This is a genomic window from Streptomyces sp. BYX5S (assembly GCF_054724165.1).
Map to the genome: position 1 here is coordinate 7,698,533 of NZ_CM138829.1, position 19,945 is coordinate 7,718,477.

The 19,945-nt window shown below is 73.0% G+C and carries 19 protein-coding genes; 11 read left to right on the forward strand and 8 right to left on the reverse strand.

Translation table 11 applies throughout. From position 1 onward, the window contains the following. Positions 1-29: 29 nt before the first annotated feature. Positions 30-1,790 (forward strand): arginine--tRNA ligase, encoded by a 1,761-nt coding sequence (argS, locus tag ACYBSK_RS34730; protein WP_460244462.1) that lies wholly within the window; start codon positions 30-32, stop codon positions 1,788-1,790. A gap of 61 nt (positions 1,791-1,851) precedes the next feature. Here the strand turns inward: argS and ACYBSK_RS34735 are convergent, their stop codons facing one another. Further along, positions 1,852-2,307, reverse strand: coding sequence for a peptidoglycan-binding domain-containing protein (locus tag ACYBSK_RS34735; protein ID WP_460244463.1), 456 nt, complete (start codon positions 2,305-2,307; stop codon positions 1,852-1,854). Between the two features lie 212 nt (positions 2,308-2,519). On the opposite strand from ACYBSK_RS34735, the gene ACYBSK_RS34740 reads away from it, so the two are divergent. Then, complete coding sequence (locus ACYBSK_RS34740) at positions 2,520-3,149, forward strand: nucleoside/nucleotide kinase family protein (RefSeq protein WP_460244465.1); 630 nt, start codon at positions 2,520-2,522, stop codon at positions 3,147-3,149. Between the two features lie 10 nt (positions 3,150-3,159). Here ACYBSK_RS34740 and ACYBSK_RS34745 read toward each other — a convergent pair whose 3' ends face one another. Then, the gene (locus ACYBSK_RS34745) at positions 3,160-3,594 is read right to left on the reverse strand and encodes an ATP-binding protein (RefSeq protein WP_457481214.1); all 435 of its coding nucleotides are present in this window, start codon (positions 3,592-3,594) and stop codon (positions 3,160-3,162) included. A 123-nt stretch (positions 3,595-3,717) separates the two neighbouring features. Between ACYBSK_RS34745 and ACYBSK_RS34750 the strand changes: the two genes are divergently transcribed. Together ACYBSK_RS34750 and ACYBSK_RS34755 are read left to right on the forward strand one after the other, a co-directional pair. Then, complete coding sequence (locus ACYBSK_RS34750) at positions 3,718-4,545, forward strand: helix-turn-helix domain-containing protein (RefSeq protein WP_460244466.1); 828 nt, start codon at positions 3,718-3,720, stop codon at positions 4,543-4,545. After that, complete coding sequence (locus ACYBSK_RS34755; RefSeq protein WP_460244467.1) at positions 4,542-4,733, forward strand: DUF397 domain-containing protein; 192 nt, start codon at positions 4,542-4,544, stop codon at positions 4,731-4,733. The genes ACYBSK_RS34750 and ACYBSK_RS34755 overlap by 4 nt, the downstream gene beginning before the upstream one ends. Before the next feature lie 2 nt (positions 4,734-4,735). Here ACYBSK_RS34755 and ACYBSK_RS34760 read toward each other — a convergent pair whose 3' ends face one another. Beyond that, positions 4,736-6,307, reverse strand: coding sequence for a FadD3 family acyl-CoA ligase (locus ACYBSK_RS34760; RefSeq protein WP_460244468.1), 1,572 nt, complete (start codon positions 6,305-6,307; stop codon positions 4,736-4,738). 112 nt (positions 6,308-6,419) lie between these two features. On the opposite strand from ACYBSK_RS34760, the gene ACYBSK_RS34765 reads away from it, so the two are divergent. From ACYBSK_RS34765 to ACYBSK_RS34775, 3 genes are all read left to right on the forward strand, one after another. Further along, positions 6,420-7,571, forward strand: a complete 1,152-nt coding sequence (locus ACYBSK_RS34765) for a lipid-transfer protein (protein ID WP_457481218.1) — start codon at positions 6,420-6,422, stop codon at positions 7,569-7,571. A 204-nt stretch (positions 7,572-7,775) separates the two neighbouring features. Beyond that, the gene (locus ACYBSK_RS34770) at positions 7,776-8,234 is read left to right on the forward strand and encodes a Zn-ribbon domain-containing OB-fold protein (protein ID WP_460244469.1); all 459 of its coding nucleotides are present in this window, start codon (positions 7,776-7,778) and stop codon (positions 8,232-8,234) included. Continuing rightward, positions 8,231-9,007, forward strand: coding sequence for an enoyl-CoA hydratase/isomerase family protein (locus ACYBSK_RS34775; RefSeq protein WP_460244470.1), 777 nt, complete (start codon positions 8,231-8,233; stop codon positions 9,005-9,007). The genes ACYBSK_RS34770 and ACYBSK_RS34775 overlap by 4 nt, the downstream gene beginning before the upstream one ends. A 7-nt stretch (positions 9,008-9,014) precedes the next feature. On the opposite strand, the gene ACYBSK_RS34780 is transcribed toward ACYBSK_RS34775, so the two are convergent. From ACYBSK_RS34780 to ACYBSK_RS34790, 3 genes are all read right to left on the reverse strand, one after another. Next, the gene (locus ACYBSK_RS34780) at positions 9,015-9,524 is read right to left on the reverse strand and encodes a hypothetical protein (protein ID WP_460244471.1); all 510 of its coding nucleotides are present in this window, start codon (positions 9,522-9,524) and stop codon (positions 9,015-9,017) included. Positions 9,525-9,712: 188 nt separating this feature from the next. After that, positions 9,713-12,091, reverse strand: a complete 2,379-nt coding sequence (locus tag ACYBSK_RS34785; RefSeq protein ID WP_460244472.1) for an outer membrane protein assembly factor BamB family protein — start codon at positions 12,089-12,091, stop codon at positions 9,713-9,715. A gap of 162 nt (positions 12,092-12,253) precedes the next feature. Then, the gene (locus tag ACYBSK_RS34790; RefSeq protein WP_460244473.1) at positions 12,254-13,045 is read right to left on the reverse strand and encodes a VOC family protein; all 792 of its coding nucleotides are present in this window, start codon (positions 13,043-13,045) and stop codon (positions 12,254-12,256) included. 163 nt (positions 13,046-13,208) lie between these two features. Between ACYBSK_RS34790 and ACYBSK_RS34795 the strand changes: the two genes are divergently transcribed. After that, positions 13,209-13,856, forward strand: a complete 648-nt coding sequence (locus ACYBSK_RS34795) for a TetR family transcriptional regulator (protein ID WP_457481224.1) — start codon at positions 13,209-13,211, stop codon at positions 13,854-13,856. An 81-nt stretch (positions 13,857-13,937) separates the two neighbouring features. On the opposite strand, the gene ACYBSK_RS34800 is transcribed toward ACYBSK_RS34795, so the two are convergent. Continuing rightward, a complete protein-coding gene (locus tag ACYBSK_RS34800) occupies positions 13,938-14,438 on the reverse strand; it encodes a nitroreductase/quinone reductase family protein (RefSeq protein ID WP_460244474.1) in 501 nt (166 codons plus the stop codon). Beyond that, positions 14,438-15,637, reverse strand: a complete 1,200-nt coding sequence (locus ACYBSK_RS34805; RefSeq protein WP_460244475.1) for an acyl-CoA dehydrogenase family protein — start codon at positions 15,635-15,637, stop codon at positions 14,438-14,440. Before ACYBSK_RS34805 ends, ACYBSK_RS34800 begins: the two co-directional genes overlap by 1 nt. Before the next feature lie 104 nt (positions 15,638-15,741). On the opposite strand from ACYBSK_RS34805, the gene ACYBSK_RS34810 reads away from it, so the two are divergent. The 3 genes from ACYBSK_RS34810 to ACYBSK_RS34820 all read left to right on the forward strand — a co-directional run bounded on the left by ACYBSK_RS34810 (position 15,742) and on the right by ACYBSK_RS34820 (position 19,943). Then, complete coding sequence (locus ACYBSK_RS34810; RefSeq protein ID WP_460244476.1) at positions 15,742-16,908, forward strand: thiolase C-terminal domain-containing protein; 1,167 nt, start codon at positions 15,742-15,744, stop codon at positions 16,906-16,908. Between the two features lie 107 nt (positions 16,909-17,015). Further along, positions 17,016-19,184, forward strand: a complete 2,169-nt coding sequence (locus ACYBSK_RS34815; protein WP_460244477.1) for a serine/threonine-protein kinase — start codon at positions 17,016-17,018, stop codon at positions 19,182-19,184. Between the two features lie 84 nt (positions 19,185-19,268). Beyond that, positions 19,269-19,943, forward strand: a complete 675-nt coding sequence (locus tag ACYBSK_RS34820; protein WP_460244478.1) for a pyridoxine/pyridoxamine 5'-phosphate oxidase — start codon at positions 19,269-19,271, stop codon at positions 19,941-19,943. Positions 19,944-19,945 lie beyond the last annotated feature (2 nt).

Sequence of the window (19,945 nt, forward strand, 5' to 3'; positions counted from 1 at the left end):
CCCACCCCGACCAGAACGGCAGCCCCTACATGGCCCCGGTCAAGTCCATCACCGCCAACGTCAACGCACGCCTCGCCGACGCCCTGACTTCCGCCCTGCCGGAGGCCGGCGGCGCGGACCCGCTGCTGCGACGTAGCGACCGGGCCGACTACCAGGCCAACGGGATCCTGGCCCTCGCCAAGAAGGCGAAGGCGAACCCGAGGGAGCTGGCGACGCAGGTCGTCGAGAAGATCACGAACGGTGAGCTGATCGCCGACGTCGAGGTGTCGGGCCCCGGCTTCCTGAACGTGACGGTCACCGACAGGGCGATCATCGACACGCTCGCGGCGCGTGCCGCCGACACCGACCGTCTCGGCGTGCCGGTGAAGGACGCCCCGGGCGTCACGGTCATCGACTACGCGCAGCCGAACGTGGCGAAGGAGATGCACGTCGGCCACCTGCGGTCCGCCGTCATCGGTGACGCGCTGCGCGGCATGCTCGACTTCACGGGCGAGAAGACGATCGGCCGGCACCACATCGGCGACTGGGGCACCCAGTTCGGCATGCTCATCCAGTACGTGATCGAGCACCCGGAGGAGCTTCCGGCGGCCGGTTCGGACGCCGACGGCGAGCAGGCCATGTCGAACCTGAACCGGATCTACAAGGCCTCGCGCGCGGTCTTCGACGCGGACGAGGACTTCAAGGAGCGGTCCCGCAAGCGGGTCGTGGCGCTCCAGTCCGGCGACAAGGAGACCCTCGACCTGTGGCAGCGGTTCGTCGACGAGTCGAAGGTCTACTTCTACTCGGTCTTCGAGAAGCTCGACATGGAGATCCGCGACGACGAGATCGTCGGTGAGTCGGCGTACAACGACGGGATGCCGGAGACGGCCCGCATCCTGGAGGAGTCGGGCGTCGCGGTCCGCTCCGAGGGCGCGCTCGTCGTGTTCTTCGACGACATCAAGGGCAAGGACGACCAGCCGGTGCCGCTGATCGTGCAGAAGGCGGACGGCGGCTTCGGCTACGCGGCGTCCGACCTCACGGCGATCCGCAACCGCGTCCAGGACCTGGACGCCACGTCCCTCCTCTACGTGGTGGACGTGCGCCAGTCGCTGCACTTCAAGATGGTCTTCGAGACGGCGCGGCGCGCGGGCTGGCTGTCGGACGACGTGAGCGCGCACAACATGGCGTACGGCACGGTGCTCGGCGCGGACGGCAAGCCGTTCAAGACGCGTGCGGGTGAGACGGTGCGCCTGGAGGACCTGCTCGACGAGGCGGTGCAGCGTGCCGCCGAGGTCGTGCGGAAGAAGGCGCGGGACCTCACCGAGGACGAGATCCAGGAGCGGGCCGCGCAGGTCGGCATCGGCGCGGTGAAGTACGCGGACCTGTCGACGTCGCCGAGCCGGGACTACAAGTTCGACCTGGACCAGATGGTGTCGCTGAACGGCGACACGTCGGTGTACCTCCAGTACGCGTACGCCCGTATCCAGTCGATCCTGCGCAAGGCCGGGGAGGCGAAGCCGTCCGCGCACGCGGAGCTGGAGCTCGCCCCGGCGGAGCGCGCGCTCGGCCTGCACCTGGACGCGTTCGGTGACCTGGTCTTCGAGGCGGCGGCGGAGTACGCGCCGCACAAGCTGGCGGCGTACCTGTACCAGCTGGCGTCGCTGTACACGACGTTCTACGACAAGTGCCCGGTGCTGAAGGCGGATTCGGCGGAGCAGGTGGAGAACCGGCTGTTCCTGTGCGACCTGACGGCCCGGACGCTTCACCAGGGCATGGCCCTGCTGGGCATCCGGACCCCCGAGAAGCTCTGACGCTCGGCGTACGGCGAGGGGCCCCGCACCGGGAAAGGTGCGGGGCCCTTCGTCGTCGGGTTCAGCAGGTGGCGTTGAACTCGCGGAAGGCGGCCTTGGTCTTCTGGCCGGCGACGCCGTCGGTGGCGCCCGCGTTGTAGCCGAGGTCGTTCAGGTACCTCTGGAGGGCCTTGATCGTCTTCTTGCCGACGATGCCGTCGGCGGTGCCCGCCTTGTAGCCCTGCGGGTTGTCCCGGTTGAACATCTTCTGCGCGGCCTTCCAGCTCTTGCTGCCCAGCTTGCCGTCCCACGGGCCGGGGTTGAAGCCCTGCCCGTCCACCCAGCACTGCCAGTTCTTGGCGCGGGCGGTGCTCAGGCCGAGGTTGTTCACGGCCTGCGCGCTGACGTCGGCGGTGACGGCGGTCCGTGCGGCGGGCGGTGTCGCGACGGCGGAGCCGGCGGTCGCGAGGCCCCCGGCGGTGAGGCCGAGGACCGCGGTCGCGGCGAGCAGCGTGCGGGTCATGACGGTCGGTCGCATGATGCGTCCCCCTGAGGTCGGATGTCCGGGCCCGGTCGTTCCGGGCCGGCACCAAGAGACTGCGGGTGCCGGGCCGCCCCGGTCGACGGCTGCCGGACAGCTGCCGCCCACGCGGGACGTCCCACCCTCTGACCTGCGGGGACATGCCTGTCCCTGAGGCCGTGGCGGGACGCCGTGCGCGGCCGGGCCCGGTCACCTGGCACGCTCGTTCCATGTCGTACGTCGATGAACTCGCCGCCCGCGCCCGGATTCTGGCCGCCCGCGGCCCGCGCCGGCTCCTCGGCGTCGCGGGCCCGCCGGGCGCGGGCAAGACCACACTCGCCGAGTCCCTGGTGGACGCCCTGGACGGGCTCGCGGTCCTCGTCCCGATGGACGGCTTCCACCTGGCGGACACGGAGCTGGCCCGCCTGGGCCGCTCGGACCGCAAGGGGGCCCCTGACACCTTCGACGCGTACGGGTACGGGGCGCTGCTGTCCCGGCTGCGTTCGCCGCGCCCCGGCGAGACGGTCTACGCCCCGTCCTTCGAGCGGAACCTGGAGCAGCCCCTGGCGGGCGCGCTCCCGGTCGCCCCGGACGTCCCCCTCGTCGTCACCGAAGGCAACTACCTCCTCCTCGACGAGCCCCCGTGGTCGACGGCCGTGCGTCCGCTCCTGGACGAGGTGTGGTGGGTGGCGCTGGACGACGAGGTGCGCGTGGACCGTCTGATCGCCCGCCACGTCGAGTTCGGCAAGTCCCCGTCCCACGCCCGAGCGTGGGTGCTGCGCTCCGACGAGGCGAACGCCCGCCGTGTGGCCTCCGGCCGGGAGCGGGCGGATCTGGTCGTGGACGGCCGGGTCCGCTGACCGGGCCGCGCTACGGACACATCCGGAACACGCACCACACCGCCTTCCCCGGCGCCGCGCGCTCCCCCACGCCCCACGCGTCCGCGCACGCGGCCACGAGCAGCAGCCCCCGCCCGCCCTCCCCGTCACCCGCCCCCACGCGGGGCACCCCGCCCCCGCTGTCGTGCACCTCGACCCGCAGCACCCCGTCCCCGTACGACAGGTGGAGCTGATACCCGCGGCCGGGCGGCACCCCGTGCAGCAGCGCGTTCGTCGCCAGTTCGCTCACGCACAGCGACACGTCCTCGGCCCGCTCGTGCCCGGCGAGCCCCCAGTCGGCCAGCGCGTCGCGCGCGAACCGGCGCGCGGCGGGCACCGTGCGCCGGTCCCGCGGGTAGAACCGCTCGCGGCGCAGGGCGAGTTGAGGGTTCCGCGACTTCTCGGGGGTGGAAATCGTCTCGTTCACCGGACAACCGTCGCGCAGCGTGTTCAGCTTTGCGCAGCCGGTGAGGCCGTACGCCGTTTTTGTACGGGTGGTGTACGGGTGCCGGATGCTCCGCGGCGGGCGAACAGGGGGAGTTCTATGAGCATGACCTCCAGGCAGGCTCCTCGGAAGAGGAACATCTCGACGATGAAGATGCTGGGCCGCCAGCTGAAGGCGGCCCGCATGGCAGCGGACCGCACGCAGTCCCAGCTCGGCGAGCTGGTCGGCGTGGAAGAGGAGACCATCGCCTCCATCGAGCAGGGCAGACGCGCGCTGCTGCCGGATCTGGCGGAGCGGCTGGACGAACTCCTCGACACGAAGGGCCTGTTGAGCATTGGCGTGGCCAACATGCCGGAGATCGACCAGTTCCCGCTGTGGGCGGAGGAGTACATGCGGCAGGAGCGGGAGGCCACAGCCATCTCCTGGTACGACGCGCTCGTCGTGCCGGGCATCCTTCAGACGGAGGAGTACGCGCGGGCCGTACTGCGGGAGCGCGTTCCTGCGTACGACGAGGACGAGATCGAGGCGAAGACGGCGGGGCGCGTCGCCCGCCAGGAGATCCTGCACCGCAAGATTCCGCCGACGCTGAGCTTCGTGGTGTGGGAGCCGGTGCTGCACGCGATGGTGGGCGAGCCGCTGGTGCGCCGTGAACAGTTGCGCCACCTGCGGGTGTGCGCCGAACTCCCCGCGGTCTCGCTCCAGTTCCTGCCTATCGACAGCCCGTCGAACGCCGGCCTGAACGGCCCGTTCACCCTCCTCGAAACCCCGGATCACCAGCATCTGGCGTACACCGAGTCGCAGCGCGGAAGCCAACTGGTAGGCGCCCCCTATGACGTATCCATCCTGGAGCGCAAATATGCGATGCTGCGGACTCAGGCCCTGACAACACAGCAGTCCGTGGGCCTGTTGGACCGACTGCTAGGAGAACCGTGAACGGCACCGCAGCAGAACTGACGTGGTTCAAGTCGACGTACAGCGGCGACGAAGGCGGGCAGTGCCTCGAAGTCGCCTTCGCCGACGCCATCCACATCCGTGACTCCAAGAACGACCCGGCCACCGGGCCGACCCTCTCCGTCGGGACCCGCGCCTGGGCGGCGTTCGCGGAGTTCGCCGGGGCCTGACGTCAGGCTCGGCGCAGCTCCCCCTTCACCACCTTGCCGCTCGCGTTGCGCGGCAGTTCGCCGACGAAGGCGACCTGTCGCGGGACCTTGTAGTTGGCCATCTCCCGGCGTGACCAGGCGATGAGGTCGTCGGCGGTGACCGTCGCGCCGCGCCTGCGCACCACGTACGCCATCCCGACTTCGCCGAGGCGCCCGTCGGGGACGCCGACCACGGCCACGTCGGCGACCTCGGGGTGCAGGCCGAGGAGTTGCTCGATCTCGGCGGGGTACGCGTTGAAGCCGCCGACGATGAACATGTCCTTGATGCGGTCGGTGATGCGCAGGTAGCCCTGCTCGTCCATGACGCCCACGTCGCCGGTGCGGAGCCAGCCGTCCTCGGTGACGGTCTCCGCGGTGGCGGCGGGGTCCTCGAAGTACTCGCGCATGACGTTGAAGCCGCGGACCAGGACCTCGCCGGGTTCGCCGGGTCCGGAGGACTCCACGCGCACCTCCGTGCCGGGGATGGCCCGGCCCGAGGTCTGCGCGATCAGTTCGGCGGGGTCGCCGCGGCGGCACATCGTGACGATGCCGCTGGCCTCGGAGAGCCCGTACGCGGTCAGGACGGTGTCGACGCCGAGTTCGCCGCGCAGCCGTTCCACGAGTTGCAGCGGGACGACCGCCGCGCCCGTGACGACCAGGCGCAGCGCGGACAGGTCGTGGGTGTCGCGGGCCGGGTGGTCGAGGAGGGACTGGTGGAGGGTGGGCGGGCCGGGGAGGACGGAGATGCGTTCGGAGGCGATGTTGGCGAGGACGGTGTCGACGTTGAAGACGGGCTGCGGGACCATCGTGGCGCCGCGCATCAGGCAGGCGATGATGCCCGCCTTGTAGCCGAAGGTGTGGAAGAAGGGGTTCACGATCAGGTAGCGGTCGCCCTCGCGCAGGCCGGCCAGGTCGGACCAGATCTCGTAGCCGCGCAGCGTCTGGGCGTGGGTGATGACGGCGCCCTTGGGGCGGCCCGTCGTACCGGACGTGAAGATGATGTCGGAGGGGTCCGACGGCGCGATGCCGGCCGACCGGGCGCGCACCTGCTCGCCCGTGACCTTGTCGCCGCCCGCGAGGAAGTCCTTCCAGGTGCTGTACCCGGGTGCGTCCGGGGCGGTGTCGCCGAAGACCACGACCCGTTCCAGGTGCGGGAGTTCGGCTCCCGCGTCCTGGGCGCGGCGCAGTGACGCCACGTACGAGGTGCCGAGGAAGGTGCCCGTGACGAAGAGGAGGCGGGCGCGGGAGCGGTCGAGGATGTCGGCGGCCTCGGCGCCCTTGAAGCGGGTGTTGAGGGGGACGAGGACGGCGCCCGCGCTCACGGCGCCGAGCGCCGAGACGATCCAGTCCAGGGTGTTCGGCGCCCAGAGCGCGACCCGGTCGCCCGCCGTCACGCCCGCCGCCACGCACGCGGCGGCGGCCCGTTCGACGCGCTCGCCGAGTTCGGCGTACGAGATCCGGGTGCGGCCCTCGACGACGGCCTCACGGCCGCCGTGCCGCTCGGCCGCGTCCCGTACCAGCTCCGGGACCGTTCCCCACTCCGCATCCGTAAGCATCGGACGACCTCCCACAACGCCGTAGCTGACTATCCGTCAGATTAGCTGTAGCCTGACGCGCTGTCAGCAGAGCGAACCAGGCGACAGACGGCAACCTTGTGGGGGTGTGTCCATGGCGGGACTCAAGGACGCGACGGCCATCGTCGGCATCGGACAGACGGCCTTCGCCAAACAACTCCCGGAATCCGAGAAGACGTTGGCGTGCCGCGCGATCGTGGACGCGCTCGACGACGCGGGGATATCCCCCTCCGAGGTGGACGGCTTCGCCTCGTACACGATGGAGGAGACGGACGAGGTCGAGGTGGCGAAGGCCATCGGCGCCGGTGACGTCACGTTCTTCTCCAAGGTCGGTTACGGCGGCGGCGGTTCGTGCGCGACGGTCGCGCATCTCGTCGCGGCGATCGCCACCGGGCAGGCGAGCGTGGGCGTGGCCTGGCGCTCCCGCAAGCGGGGCAGCGGGCCGCGCCCCTGGAAGAACACGGCCGTCCAGCTCCCCACGCCCGCGCAGTGGACCCGCCCCTTCGGGCTGCTGCGGCCCGCCGACGAGATCGGCATGCTGGCCCGCCGCTACATGCACGAGTACGGCGCCACCCGCGACCACCTCTTCAACGTCGCGCTCGCCTGCCGCAACCGGGCCAACCAGAATCCGGCGGCGATGATGTACGAGCGCCCCCTCACCCGCGAGATGTACATGACCTCGCGATGGATCAGCGAACCCCTCTGCCTCTTCGACAACTGCCTTGAAACGGACGGGGCGTTGGCCTGCGTCATCGTCTCCGCCGAGCGGGCGCGGGACTGCCGTCGCAAGCCGGTGTACGTGCACTCCGCGGCGCAGGGCCTGCCGGCGCAGCACCACGGCATGGTCAACTACTGGAACGACGACCCGCTCACCGGTCCCGCGTGGACCGCGGCGCGCCATCTGTGGAAGCACTCCGACCTCCAGCCCGAGGACGTCGACGTCGCCCAGATCTACGACGCGTTCACCCCGCTCATCCCGCTCTCCCTTGAGGGGTACGGGTTCTGTGGGCGGGGCGAGGGGGCGGCGTTCACCGAGGGCGGGGCGCTGGAGATCGGTGGGCGGCTGCCCATCAACACGGGGGGCGGGGGGCTCTCGGAGGCGTACGTCCACGGGTTCAACCTCATCAATGAGGGGGTGAAGCAGTTGCGGGGCGTGAGTACGGCGCAGGTGCCGGGGGCGGGGGCGTGTCTCGTGACGGCGGGTGAGGGGGTCCCCACGTCCGCGCTCCTGCTCCGCGCGGGGTGACCCGATCAAGCCTCCGCGGCGATTGAGCGGCGGGGTCCGGGGCGGAGCCCCGCGGCCTCAGCCCCGGAGGGGTTGCGCTCCCGGGGCTCCGCCCCGGACCCCGCTGCTCAATCGCCGCAGGGGCTTGATTGGCCCGCCGAGACGGCCGTGCGGGGCTTGATGTGGTGCGGCTGGAGAAATGGAACGGTTGACCGGAGGAGAGATATGGCTGACGTGGTGAGTACCTCGGAGTTGCTCACACCGACCCCCGACGACGACGGCGCCCCCTTCTGGGAGTACGCGACCCGCGCCGAACTGCGGATACAGGCCTGCGCCAACCCGAGTTGCGGTGAACTCCGCTTCCCGCCCCGCCCCTGCTGCCCGCACTGCCAGTCCTTCGACAGCGAGTGGCGCAGGATGAGCGGCCGGGGACGCGTCTGGTCCTACGTGATCCCGCACCCCCCGCTCCTCCCGGCGTACGCCGCCCACGCCCCGTACAACGCGGTCGTCGTCGAACTCGCCGAGGCCCCCCGGATCCGCCTCGTCGGCAACCTCGTCGCGAGCGCGGACGCCCCGCTGAACTCCGTCGACCCGGAGCGCATCAGGATCGGGGCGAGGGTGCAGGTGGTGTTCGCGGAGGTGGACGGCGTGACGGTGCCGCGCTGGGTACTGGAGCGCTCATGACCGTGCGTACGGAGATCGACAAGAGCACGGGCGTCGCCACCGTCACGCTCGACCGTCCGCACCGCCTCAACGCGCTGGACCAGCCGACGGTCGCCCAACTGACGGCGACGTGGCGGGAGTTCCGGTTCGACGACACCGTGCGCGCGGTGGTGCTCACGGGGGCGGGCGACCGGGCGTTCTGCACGGGGATCGACCGCGGGTGGGACGTGCCGCAGCCGGGGTCGCCGTACTCGGCGGACGATCCGCTGCCGACGGTCGGCCCCAAGGCCAACGACCTGTGGAAACCGGTGATCGCGGCGGTCGGCGGGATGGCCTGCGGCGGGGCGTTCTACCTCATCGGGGAGTCGGAGTTCGTGGTGGCGGACGAGACCGCGACGTTCTTCGACCCGCACACCACGTACGGCATGGTCAACGCCTTCGAGTCGATCTACCTCGCGCAGCGGATGCCGCCGGGCGAGGTGGCGCGGCTGGCGCTCATGGGGGCGGCGGAGCGGATGTCGGCGCGGCGGGCGTACGAGGTGGGGCTGGTGTCCGAAGTGACCGCTCCGGGTGGGGCGTTGGCGGCGGCGGTGCGGTGCGCCGAGGTGATCGCCGGGTATCCGACGGAGGCGGTGCAGGGGACGGTGAAGGCGGTGTGGAAGGCGACGGAGGCGGCGCGGGGGCACGCGTTCGCGCAGGCCCCGGATCTGATCAAGCTCGGGAACCTGCCGCCGGAGCGGCAGGCCGAGCTGTTCGAGTCGCGTGCGGGCGGGCGGGAGTTCGGGGTGCGCTGAGAGGGGTTCAGCGCTGGACGAGGGCCTCCGGGTCGATGTCGCAGCGGTCCACGTCGGCGGCGAGGCCCTTGCTGCCGACCGGCACCTTGGCGGTCGCCCTGCCGTTCGCGGTCACCTCCACCTTGTGGAAGAGCGCGGTCACCGTGGAGCCGTTCGCGTCGAGGAAGGTGGCGTGCACGTCGAAGCGGGCGCGCCTGCTGTTGGGGTTGGTGACCTCGACGGTGGCGTACGCCCGGTTCGCGTCGGCGCACTTGAGCAGCCGTACGGTGCCGTTGCGCAGGTCGCTCGGCGAGGAGGACGCGGAGGCGGTGGAGCCGTGGCGGGTGCCGGTGTTGTAGCGGTGGTGGGTGCCGGAGTAGCCGGAGGATGAGGAGTCGTGTTTCTGCGACGAGCTGCTGCATCCGCCGCCGGTGCCGCTGCTGCGGCTCTTGGAGTGGCCGTGGCGGCCGGTGGTGAAGCCCGTGAGGGCGACGACCACGAGGGTCGCCACCGCGGTCAGTTTCAGTCCCCGTTTCATCACGCCGGGCACCCTATCGGGCACGGGCCCCCGTGGGGAGGCCGCGGGGCTCCGCCCCGGACCCCGCTGCTCAATCGCCGCAGGGGCTTGATCCCTCAAGCCTCGCCGGCGATTGAGGCGCGGGGTCCGGGGCAGAGCCCCGAGGCGCAACGGCAGGGGCGCGGGGTCCGGGGCGGAGCCCCGCGGTCTCAGCGGCTCGTGCCCGTGCCCTTCTCCGCGTCCAGGGCGTAGACGCAGCGGTCCTTGCTGCACGCGTAGACGACGCCGTCGCGGACGACGGGGGTGCCGGTGATTTCGCCTCCGGTGGCGAGTTTCCAGCGGAGGCGGCCGTCGTCGGCCTTGAGGGTGTAGAGGAGGTGGTCGGTGGAGCCGAAGTGGATGCGGCCGTCCGCGACGACGGGGGAGCCGACGATCTCGCCGCCCGCCTGGAAGCGCCACTTCGGGGTGCCGGTCACGGCGTCCAGCGTGTAGAGGCCCTGGCCGCTGCCGACGTGGACGTGGCCCTGGGCGACGAGGACGGGGTCGACCGAGGACGGGCGGGCCTCCGTGGCGATGCGCCAGCGGTCGCGGCCGTCCGTGGCGTCGAGCGCGTACACCGTGCCGAGGTGGTCGACGAGGTAGACGCCACCGCCGGTGACCGCGGCGCCGGGGGCGAACGCGGGGGCGCTGAGGAAGACGGCGGGCGCCTCGAAGTGCCAGCGGACGTGTCCGGAGGCGGCGTCGACGGCGAGGACGCGGGTGCCGGCGGCCACGTACACGTAGCCGTCGGACGCGGGGGTGAGGCGCATCGGGACGCCGCCGCAGGAGGCCGCGTCGCCGATGGGGTAGGACCAGCGCTCGTCGCCGGTGCGGGCGTCGAGGGCGCGCAGGCGCGCGTCCTGCCACACGTAGACCGTGCGCTCGTGCAGGACGGGCCCGGCCTCGGCGGCCTCGAAGTCGGTCTGGCAGCCGGTGATCTCCCACAGGACGTCGCCGCTGACGGCCTCGCGGGCCTGGACGCCGCCGCCGCGGGTGGCGGTGACGACGGTGCCGTGGTCGGCCTGGAGCGCGTACACCCAGGCGTCGGTCTGGACGCGCCACAGGTCGCTGCCGTCGCGGGCGTCGAGCGCCCACAGGGTGGGGCCGTCGGAGGCGTGGATGCAGCCGTCGGCGACGGCCATGGACCACGCGACGTCGCGGGTCTTGAAGCGGCGCCGCCCGGTGGCCACGTCCAGGACGTGCACCTCGAACGACGTGACGTAGACGAGATCGCCCGCGACGGCGGGTGTCCCCCACACGTCGTTGGACATGCGGAAGCGCCAGGGCCGCCAGGGCGCGCCCTCGGCGGCGGCGGGCGCGGGCACCGCCGGTTCGTGCGTGCCGTTCACGGCGGGCTTGGACCGGGACCACGATCCGGCGAGGCCGGACTCGGCGGGCGGTGCCTTCACGGCGGCGGCGCGGGCGTCGGCGACCCGGGGCCCGGGGCCGATGGGGACCTGTGCCCCGGCCAGGTGCACGGGCCCGTCGGCGACGAGGCTCTGGCCCGCGGGGACGGGCGAGTGCCGCCAGCTGTCCGCGGAGACGGGTGAGCGGGGCGGGGCGGGCGGCTGCGAGGGCATCGCCGGGATGGGGGCGCCGCCCTGGCCGTTCGGCGGGCCGGGCGCCCGGTGCGGGGCGGGCTTCGGGGCGGGGCGGCCGCCGCGGCGCGCCTCGATGAGCGCCACGGACCGCTCGGGCAGCCACGCGGACGCGGTCCCGCTGTCGTCGCTGCCCGCGCCGAAGAGGTGCGGGGCGAGCTGGGACTGGAGGTCGGCCGGGGAGGGCCGCTGGGCGGCGTCCATCTGCATGCACGCTTCAAGCAGCGGCCGCAGCTCCTCCGGGAGTCCTTCCAGGTCGGGGCCTTCGCGCAGCAGCATGAACACGGTCTCGACGGGGTTCGCGCCGTGGAACGGGGCGTGCCCGGTCGCCGCGAAGACCAGGGTCGAGCCGAGGGAGAAGACGTCCGAGGCGCCGGTGACGCTGCGCGAGTCCTTCGCCTGCTCGGGCGACATGTACGCGGGCGTGCCCACCGCGACGTTCGTCATGGTCAGGCGCGTGTTCGAGACGCCGGACGCGATGCCGAAGTCGATGACGCGCGGGCCGTCCTCGACGACCAGCACGTTCGACGGCTTGAGGTCACGGTGCACGAGGCCCGCGCCGTGGATCGACTGGAGGGCCTCCGCGATGCCGGCCGCGAGCCAGCGGACGGCCTGGGCGGGCAGCGGCCCGGTCTCGTTCACTATTTCTTCGAGGGAGGGCGCGGGCACGTACGCGGTGGCGAGCCAGGGCACGGCCGCGCGCGGGTCGGCGTCGACGACGGCGGCCGTGTAGAAGCCGGACACCGCCCGCGCCGCCTCGACCTCGCGCGTGAAACGGACCCGGAACAGCTGGTCCTCGGCGAGCTCCGTGCGCACCGTCTTGATCGCCACGCGTCGGCCCGATGCCGAGCGCGCCAGATAGACCAGGCCCATGCCGCCCGCGCCGAGCCGTCCCAGGACCTCGAACGGACCGATCCGCCGCGGATCGTGCTGCGTCAGCTGATCCATCACTTGCCTGCCACCTCCCCGTACGGGCCACCGCACTTACGGCCCCCGTCAGCGTCTCACCACCGAAGCGCCACGGCGGCACGCACCCCGATTCTTCCTGTCCCGGCCCTCAGTTGCGAACCTCGGGGCAAAACGGGATGTCTCGGAACAATCCGGGCTCGTGCGTCACGGCCTTCGCGGTGCCGGCTGCTCGCACACCGCGAACACCGCCCCTTGATCATCCTCGATCACGGCGCCGTGTCCGTACGCCGTGGGGCCCGGCCCCACCCGCACCCGCCCGCCCAGCCGGACGGCGGACGCCGCGGTGGCGGCGGCGTCGGCGCACCCGAAGTACAGCAGAAACCGGCCGGGCTCCGGGCCGGCGACCCCGCGACGGACCGCCCCCACAAGGGCTCCGCCGGCGCCGGCGGCCTCCTCGAAGGTGCTCCTCCCGAAGGCGCCCGCACCGAGGGCTCCCCCCTCGAATACGGCTCCGTAGAAGGAATCACTCAGCGCCGGGTCGGGTGTCAGGAGTTCCGCCCCGCGGAACGCCCCGGCCCCGCCCACCCGCTCGAACCCGCGGTGGCTCCCCGCCTGCCGCAGCACGAACGCGGCCCCCTCCGGCCCCCGGGCGAGCGCCACGGTCGCCTCGGTGCCGCCCGGCAGCGGGCCCGCCACGATGTGGCCGCCCGCCGCGAAGACCCGTTCGGCGGCGGCGTAGGCGTCGCGCACCGCCAGGTGCACCCGCCACTGGACGCCCAGATCGGCGGGGGCGAGGGCGGCGACGGCCAGGTCCTCGCTGTACGCCGCCGTGTAGTAGTCGCGCTCAGCGCTCGCGCCCTCGTCGAAGGTCCAGCCGAGCAGATCCCCGTAGAACCGCTTGCCCGCCTCGACGTCCGCGAGCCGGACGTCGGCCCAGCACGGAGCCCCTTCGGGAAACTCGGAATGACCGTGAAAGCCGGAACGGGCGGGGCGCATGCGCGCCACGCTAGCCAGGGCGGACGGGCCCCGGCGCTTGAAATTCGAACGTTTGGCCAGTTCCCGTCGGTCACGGCGCGTCATTTGACCGGAGGCCGGGAGGGCCAACCCCATTTGCAGTCAGTCAGATCGCGCTCCGATCACCCCTCGGTAAGCTGACGGCATGACAGGACAAGTACGGACCGTCGACGGCCGCGTGGCCGGACGGCGTGGTCAGGCAACACGTCAGAAGCTGCTCGACTGCCTCGGCGAGATGCTCAGCTCCTCGCCCTACCGGGACGTCAAAGTCATTGATGTCGCGCGAAAGGCGGGCACTTCGCCCGCGACCTTCTACCAGTACTTCCCGGACGTCGAGGGCGCCGTCCTGGAGATCGCCGAGCAAATGGCCACCGAAGGCGCGGGGTTGACCGAACTGGTCGCGGACCGCTCCTGGGTCGGCAAGGCCGGCTGGGCCACGGCGCAGGAACTCGTGGACGGGTTCCTGGAGTTCTGGCGCAAGAACGACGCGATCCTGCGGGTCGTCGACCTCGGCGCGGCCGAGGGCGACAAGCGGTTCTACAAGCTCCGCATGAAGATCCTGAACTCGGTGAACAACTCCCTTGCGGACGCGGTCAAGGAGCTTCAGGACAAGGGCAAGGTCGACAAGGACGTGAGCCCGGCCGCGGTCGCCGGTTCGCTCGTCGCGATGCTCGCCGCGGTCGCCTCGCACCAGAAGGGCTTCCAGACCTGGGGCGTCAAGCAGGCCGAACTCAAGCCGAACGTGGCGCTGTTGGTGCACCTGGGCGTGACCGGAAAGAAGCCCACCAAGTAACGCCTTCCTGGTCCTGTCGTGCGGCGGCGGTTCGCGTGGTGCAACGTGAGCCGCCGCTGTTGCAGTTCCCGCGTCCCCCGTTCAGCGGCGCTCCAGCCGGAACAGCCGGATCTCCCGCTCCACGCGCTTCTGGTACGTGGCGTAGGGCGGCCAGAACGCCAGCGCCGCGGCCCACGCCTCCGCCCGCTCCGGGCCCGTGAGGAGCCGGGCCGTCACCGGGATGTCGGCGCCGCGCCAGTTGATCTCCGCGTCCGGGTGCGCGAGCAGGTTCGCGGTCCAGGCCGGGTGGCCGGGCCGCCCGAAGTTCGAGCCGATCAGCAGCCAGGTCCCCTTCTTCCGCCCGTCCTCCCTCCCGCGATCCCGCTCCGGCATGCAGGCGAGCGGGGTACGCCGCTCGATCCCGCTCCTCGCGCCCCGCACGGTGAGGATCACGCCCGGCAGCATCTGTGCGCTGAGCAGCACTTTTCCGCGGGTGAGCCGGTGCACGGCGCGGTCCATGGCCGGGATGACGTGCGGTGCGAGGCGGGCGAAGGTACGCGTCGAGGACACCTTCTGCACGAGCTTGATCCCCGGTGGCGCCATCAGACCGCCACCTCCAGGCCGGGGCCCGGCGCGAACAGCCCGGCGGCCTGCGCGGCGCGGTCCCGCAGCAGGTGCACCGGCCCGAACAGCAGCTCGTCGCCGGTGGCCCGCTTCAGGTACAGATGCGCCTCGTGCTCCCAGGTGAAGCCGATGCCGCCGTGCAGCTGCACGGCCTCCCCCGCGCCGGTCCGCAGCGCTTCGAGGGCCTGCGCGAGCGCGAGCCCACCGACCCCGGCCTCCCCCGCGGTGCTCGCCGCCCACGCCGCGTAGTACGCGGCCGAGCGCGCCGCCTGCACCTGGACGTACACATCGGCCAGCCGGTGCTTGACCGCCTGGAAGGAGCCGACGGGTCGGCCGAACTGCTCCCGCTCCTTGACGTAGTCGACGGTCCGCTCCAGGGCCCGGTCTGCGGCGCCGACGGCCTCGGCGGCGAGCAGCGTCGCGGCGGTGTCGCCGACGGCGGCGAGCGCGCCGGTCACGTCGCCGTCCTCCGTGCCCAGCAACTCGGCTGCCACGTCCCGCAGTTCGACGCGTGCCTGCGGCCGCGTCTCGTCCATGGCCGTCTGCCGTACGCGGACGAGGCCGGGGGCGTCCTCGCGCACGAGGAACAGCAGGGTGCGGGAGCGGGCGAAGCCACCGGTGTGCGCGGCGACGAGCAGCAGCCCGGCGCTGTGCCCGTCGAGCACCTGCTCGGCCTGCCCGTACAGCCGCCAGCCCTCCGGGGTACGGCCGGCCTGGACACCGCCCGCGCGGCCGCCGCCCGCCCAGTCGCCGGTGTTGTCGGCGACGAGGCCGAGCGCGGTGGCGAGGCCGGTGCCCGGCACGGCGAGGGTCGCGGTCAGGGCGCCCCCGGCGATCCCCGGCAGCAGCGCGGCGCGCTGCGCGTCGGTGCCGAGCGCGGCGATCAGCGGGGCCGCGAGCCCGCTGGTGGCGAGCAGCGGAGTGGGCGCCAGCACCCGCCCCAACTCCTCCTCGACGAGCGCGAGTTCCACGACGGCCGCGCCCACCCCGCCGTACTCCTCGGGCAGCGCGAGGCCCGGGAGCCCGAGCTCCGTGCTGAGCGTGCCCCACAGGGCGGGGTCGTGGCCCGCGGGGGTGCGGGTGGCTGCCTTGACGTCGTCCGGGGTGCAGCGCTTGGTGGCGAGTTCGCGCAGGGTACGGCGGATCTCTTGCTGTTCCTCGGTGAACCTGGCGTCCATGGGGGCCCCTTTCTGACGGGGCGTCATGTTAGAGCGGGGACGGCGGGATGCCCAGAGCCACGCACACTCCTGCGCGCACCCTTATCTGATGTACCGTCAGATCCATGACCGATCACCGTAACAAGGTCGCGATAGCGGGCATCGCCCTCTCCGACTGCGGCCGCGTCGACGAAGCCACCCCCTACGCCCTGCACGCCCAGGCCGCCCGCCGGGCGCTCGCCGACGCGGGGCTCGCCCCCGACGTCGTCGACGGCTTCGCGAGCGCGGGCCTCGGCACCCTCGCGCCGGTCGAGATCGCCGAGTACCTGGGGCTCAAACCCCTTTGGGTGGACTCCACTTCGGTCGGCGGCTCGACGTGGGAGGTGATGGCGGCGCACGCGGCGGACGCGATCGCCACCGGGCACGCGCGCGCCGTCCTCCTCGTCTACGGCTCGACGGCCCGCGCCGACATCAAGGCCGGGCGCCGCACGTCCAACCTGTCGTTCGGCGCCCGCGGACCGCTCCAGTTCGAGGTGCCGTACGGGCACTCGCTGATCGCCAAGTACGCGATGGCGGCCCGCCGCCACATGCACGAGTACGGCACGACGCTGGAGCAGCTCGCGCAGGTGGCGGTGCAGACGCGCGCGAACGCCGCCCGCAACCCGGACGCCATGTTCCGCGACCCGGTCACGGTCGACGAGGTCCTGGACGGGCCGATGATCGCCGACCCGTTCACCAAGCTGCACTGCTGCATCCGCTCGGACGGCGGCGCCGCGGTGCTGCTCGTCGCCGAGGACCTGCTGCCCGACTGCGCGCAGGAGCCGGTGTGGGTGCTGGGGTCGGGCGAGCACGTGTCGCACACGACGATGTCGGAGTGGGACGACTTCACGGTCTCCCCGGCGGCGGTCAGCGGGCGCCTCGCGTTCGAGCGGGCGGGCGTGCGGCCGTCCGAGATCGACATCGCGGAGGTCTACGACGCCTTCACGTACATGACGCTCGTGACGCTGGAGGACCTCGGGTTCTGCGCGAAGGGCGAGGGCGGCGCCTTCGTCGAGAAGGGGCGCCTGCTGCACGACGGCGAGCTGCCGACGAACACCGACGGCGGCGGCCTCTCCGCCCAGCACCCCGGCATGCGCGGCCTGTTCCTGCTGGTGGAGGCGGCGCGGCAGCTGCGCGGCGAGGCGGGCGACCACCAGGTGCGGCGCGCGGACGGCTCGCTGCCCCGGCTGGCGGTGGCGTCGGGGACGGGCGGGTGGTTCTGTTCGGCGGGGACGGTGGTGCTGGGGCGGTGAGGGCACCTCGGACGATGGTGCCTGGGGTGGTCAGGGGCGGAACCGTTATGGGTTGAGTTCCGTCCCGAGACAGTGAGTTGACGATTCCGGGGTTAGCGTCGGGCGCCATGCGGGGACGTCTGCTGAGCGGTCGGTACCGGCTCCTGGAGCCCGTCGGGGCGGGTGGCATGGGGCAGGTGTGGCGCGCCCGCGACGAGAACCTCGGGCGGCTCGTCGCCGCGAAGCTCTTCGCGCCGCCGGAGGACGTCGGGGCCGGGGAGCGGCAGGAGCTGCTGCGCCGCTTCCGGCGCGAGGCGCGGGCGGTCGCGGCGCTGTCGAGTCCGTACGTGGTGACGGTGCACGACCACGGGACGGACGACGCGGGCGGGGGCGACGTCCCGTACCTCGTCATGGAATTGATCTCCGGCGAGTCGGTGCAGGAGATCCTGCGGCGCGAGGTGCGGGTGCCGGTCGAGCGGGCGCTGGAGTGGGCGCGGCAGACGGCGCTCGGGCTGTCCGCCGCGCATGCCGCCGGGATCGTGCACCGGGACATCAAGCCCGCGAACCTGATGGTCGTGCCCGGCGACCCGGGGGCCGTGAAGATCCTCGACTTCGGGATCGCGGCGTACCTGGAGGGCGCGGAGGCGGCGACCCGCCTCACCCGGACCGGCATGCTGCCGATCGGCAGCGTGCAGTACATGGCGCCGGAACGGTTCCGGCAGGAGCCGGGGGACGGCCGGATCGACCTGTACGCGCTGGGCTGCGTCCTGTACGAACTCCTCGTCGGCCGCCCGCCGTTCGTGGGCCCCGCGGCCGGAGTCATGTACAACCACCTCCACGACACCCCCCTGCGCCCGAGCCGGGCACGCCCCGAAGTGCCGCGTGCCGTGGACGAGTTGGTGCTGTCCCTGATGGCGAAGGAGGCGGGGAGCCGGCCGGGGGACGCGGGCGTGGTGGTGGGGGTGTTGGAAGGGGCTCTGGAGGGGGCGTTGCGCGGAGGCGCCTCCGGTGGGGGTGGCTCCGGTGGGGCGTCGCCGACGGCTGCCACCGGGGCGGTGCCGGTGGCGCCGCGTACGCGGAAGCTGGCGCAGGTGGCGGTTCCGGCGGCGGCGCCTGGCAGCGGTGCGGGCGCGAGGCCGGGTGTGGGTGGGGCGCGGTGGAGGGGGGCCTGGGGGAGGCGGAGGGCGGTGGTGCTGGGGGCCGTGGCGCTGCTCTGTGCGGGCGCGGGGGTCGCCGTACCCGTGGCGATCGACGGTGGCGGGCCGGGTCCGCGGGCGGCGGTGGGGCCCCTGGAGCAGCCCACGTTCCGGATCGCCGTCACGGGGCGCGGGGACGCCGTCGACACGAAGGCGGTGCGGCGGGCACTGGACGACTACGCGGGGCTGCTGCCGCTGGACGTCGTGGCGGTGCCGCGGGCCACGGCGATGTCGTCGCGGGAGTTCGCGCGCCGCTACCCGGACGTCGTCGCGCTCGTCGGCCCCGCGGCGGCCACCCCGGGGTTCATGAAGGGGACGCCGGGCTTCAGCACCTGCCAGTCCGGCCCCGTGACGGGCTCGCGGGGCCGGTTCCCCGCCGGGTCCGACGCGGTGCTGGGCACGCAGTTCGCCGCGCACCTCGACACCGTCCTGCGCACCAAGCGGCTCCTGGTCACGAAGGGCGCCGCGCCACAGGTGCCGCGCGACCTCTTCGACGCGGGCCGCGACGCCTCCCGCCACTACGCGACCGCCCCGGCCCCGCCGCACGCCATGACGGCCGACGAGCTGCGCGCCCTCCTCGCCGACGCCCGCCCCGACACGGTGTACCTGGCCGACGAGGCGGGGCAGCAGCGCAACGTACAGGCCCTGCGCGCCGCCGGCCACCGGGGCCGGATCGTCCTCGCCCCCGACCGCAGGACCGACTGCGACCCGGCCGGCAACCCCCGGGAACGGCAGGTCACGGACGGCGTCCTGCGCTTCCGCACCGTCTCCGACGGCCCGCCCCGCACCGGCGAGTGCACCCAGGAGGCCGCCTGGTGCGCACGGGTGCGTCCGCTGATGACACGGCCCGGGGCCCTGGAGGAGTACGAGGCGACGCAGGCGGTCGTCGCCGCGTTCCGGGCGCGCGCGGTGAACGACACCGACCCCGCCGAGGTCCGCGGCCACCTCACCGCCGCCCTGCCCGGCGTCCGCATCCACGGCCTCCAGGGCGACCACACCCTCACCTCCCCCGCCACCACGGCCCACCCCGTCTGGGTGCAACGCAGCACGGGCGGCACCTGGACGACCCTCGGCACGGTGGCGTCCCTGACCCGCGGCTAGGGCCCGACGCCGAGCAGTACGACCCACCGCAGGGCGGCGGCCCCGCGCCGCGCCCCACCCGCACCCCCGCGCGACAATCACCCCATGGAACCGGAACCCGACCGACCCGATCTGGACGCCCTGCTGCGGTCCCTGCGCGTGTGGGACACCGAGCTGCCCGAGTTCGACCCGCGCGGGGCGCCCGACGCGCCGCTCGCTCTGTTCACGGAGTGGTTCGCCGCGGCCGTGGCGGCGGGGCAGCCCGAGCCGCACACGCCGTCGCTGGCGACGACGGACGCGGAGGGGCGCGGCGATGTCCGTACGGTGATGCTGCACGGCGCCGACGAGACGCACGGCTGGCACTTCGCCTCGCACGCGGGCAGCGCGAAGGGCCGCCAGCTCGCCGCCCGCCCGTACGCCGCGCTCGGCTTCTACTGGCCGGTGCAGGGCCGCCAGGTCCGTGTACGCGGCCCCGTCCGCACGGCCCCGCCGGAGGTCGCGCACGCCGATCTGCACGCCCGCTCGACCGGGGCGCTCGCCTCCGCCCTCGTCGGCCACCAGAGCGAACCGCTCGGCTCCTGCGAGGAGTTGGAGCGCGCCTCCGACGCGGCGTGGCAGCGCGCGCAGCGCGAACCGGACGCCGCCGTCCCGTCCTGGACGGTCTACGAACTCGCCCCGGACGAGGTGGAGTTCTTCCAGGGCGACGCCCGCAGACGCCACGTACGCCTGCGCTACCGCCGTACGCCGGACGGCTGGGCCAAGGAGTTGCTGTGGCCGTGACG

What these genes read in the sequence shown, in the direction of transcription:
- ACYBSK_RS34775 (WP_460244470.1), top strand. Translation starts at nt 8,231, where the DNA reads ATGACCGTGCGTACGGAGATCGACAAGAGCACGGGCGTCGCCACCGTC.
- ACYBSK_RS34820 (WP_460244478.1), top strand. Translation starts at nt 19,269, where the DNA reads ATGGAACCGGAACCCGACCGACCCGATCTGGACGCCCTGCTGCGGTCC.
- ACYBSK_RS34780 (WP_460244471.1), bottom strand. Translation starts at nt 9,524, where the DNA reads ATGAAACGGGGACTGAAACTGACCGCGGTGGCGACCCTCGTGGTCGTC.
- ACYBSK_RS34750 (WP_460244466.1), top strand. Translation starts at nt 3,718, where the DNA reads ATGACCTCCAGGCAGGCTCCTCGGAAGAGGAACATCTCGACGATGAAG.
- ACYBSK_RS34760 (WP_460244468.1), bottom strand. Translation starts at nt 6,307, where the DNA reads ATGCTTACGGATGCGGAGTGGGGAACGGTCCCGGAGCTGGTACGGGAC.
- ACYBSK_RS34815 (WP_460244477.1), top strand. Translation starts at nt 17,016, where the DNA reads ATGCGGGGACGTCTGCTGAGCGGTCGGTACCGGCTCCTGGAGCCCGTC.
- ACYBSK_RS34735 (WP_460244463.1), bottom strand. Translation starts at nt 2,307, where the DNA reads ATGCGACCGACCGTCATGACCCGCACGCTGCTCGCCGCGACCGCGGTC.
- ACYBSK_RS34770 (WP_460244469.1), top strand. Translation starts at nt 7,776, where the DNA reads ATGGCTGACGTGGTGAGTACCTCGGAGTTGCTCACACCGACCCCCGAC.
- ACYBSK_RS34740 (WP_460244465.1), top strand. Translation starts at nt 2,520, where the DNA reads ATGTCGTACGTCGATGAACTCGCCGCCCGCGCCCGGATTCTGGCCGCC.
- ACYBSK_RS34765 (WP_457481218.1), top strand. Translation starts at nt 6,420, where the DNA reads ATGGCGGGACTCAAGGACGCGACGGCCATCGTCGGCATCGGACAGACG.
- ACYBSK_RS34800 (WP_460244474.1), bottom strand. Translation starts at nt 14,438, where the DNA reads ATGGCGCCACCGGGGATCAAGCTCGTGCAGAAGGTGTCCTCGACGCGT.
- argS (WP_460244462.1), top strand. Translation starts at nt 30, where the DNA reads ATGGCCCCGGTCAAGTCCATCACCGCCAACGTCAACGCACGCCTCGCC.
- ACYBSK_RS34795 (WP_457481224.1), top strand. Translation starts at nt 13,209, where the DNA reads ATGACAGGACAAGTACGGACCGTCGACGGCCGCGTGGCCGGACGGCGT.
- ACYBSK_RS34790 (WP_460244473.1), bottom strand. Translation starts at nt 13,045, where the DNA reads ATGCGCCCCGCCCGTTCCGGCTTTCACGGTCATTCCGAGTTTCCCGAA.
- ACYBSK_RS34810 (WP_460244476.1), top strand. Translation starts at nt 15,742, where the DNA reads ATGACCGATCACCGTAACAAGGTCGCGATAGCGGGCATCGCCCTCTCC.
- ACYBSK_RS34805 (WP_460244475.1), bottom strand. Translation starts at nt 15,637, where the DNA reads ATGGACGCCAGGTTCACCGAGGAACAGCAAGAGATCCGCCGTACCCTG.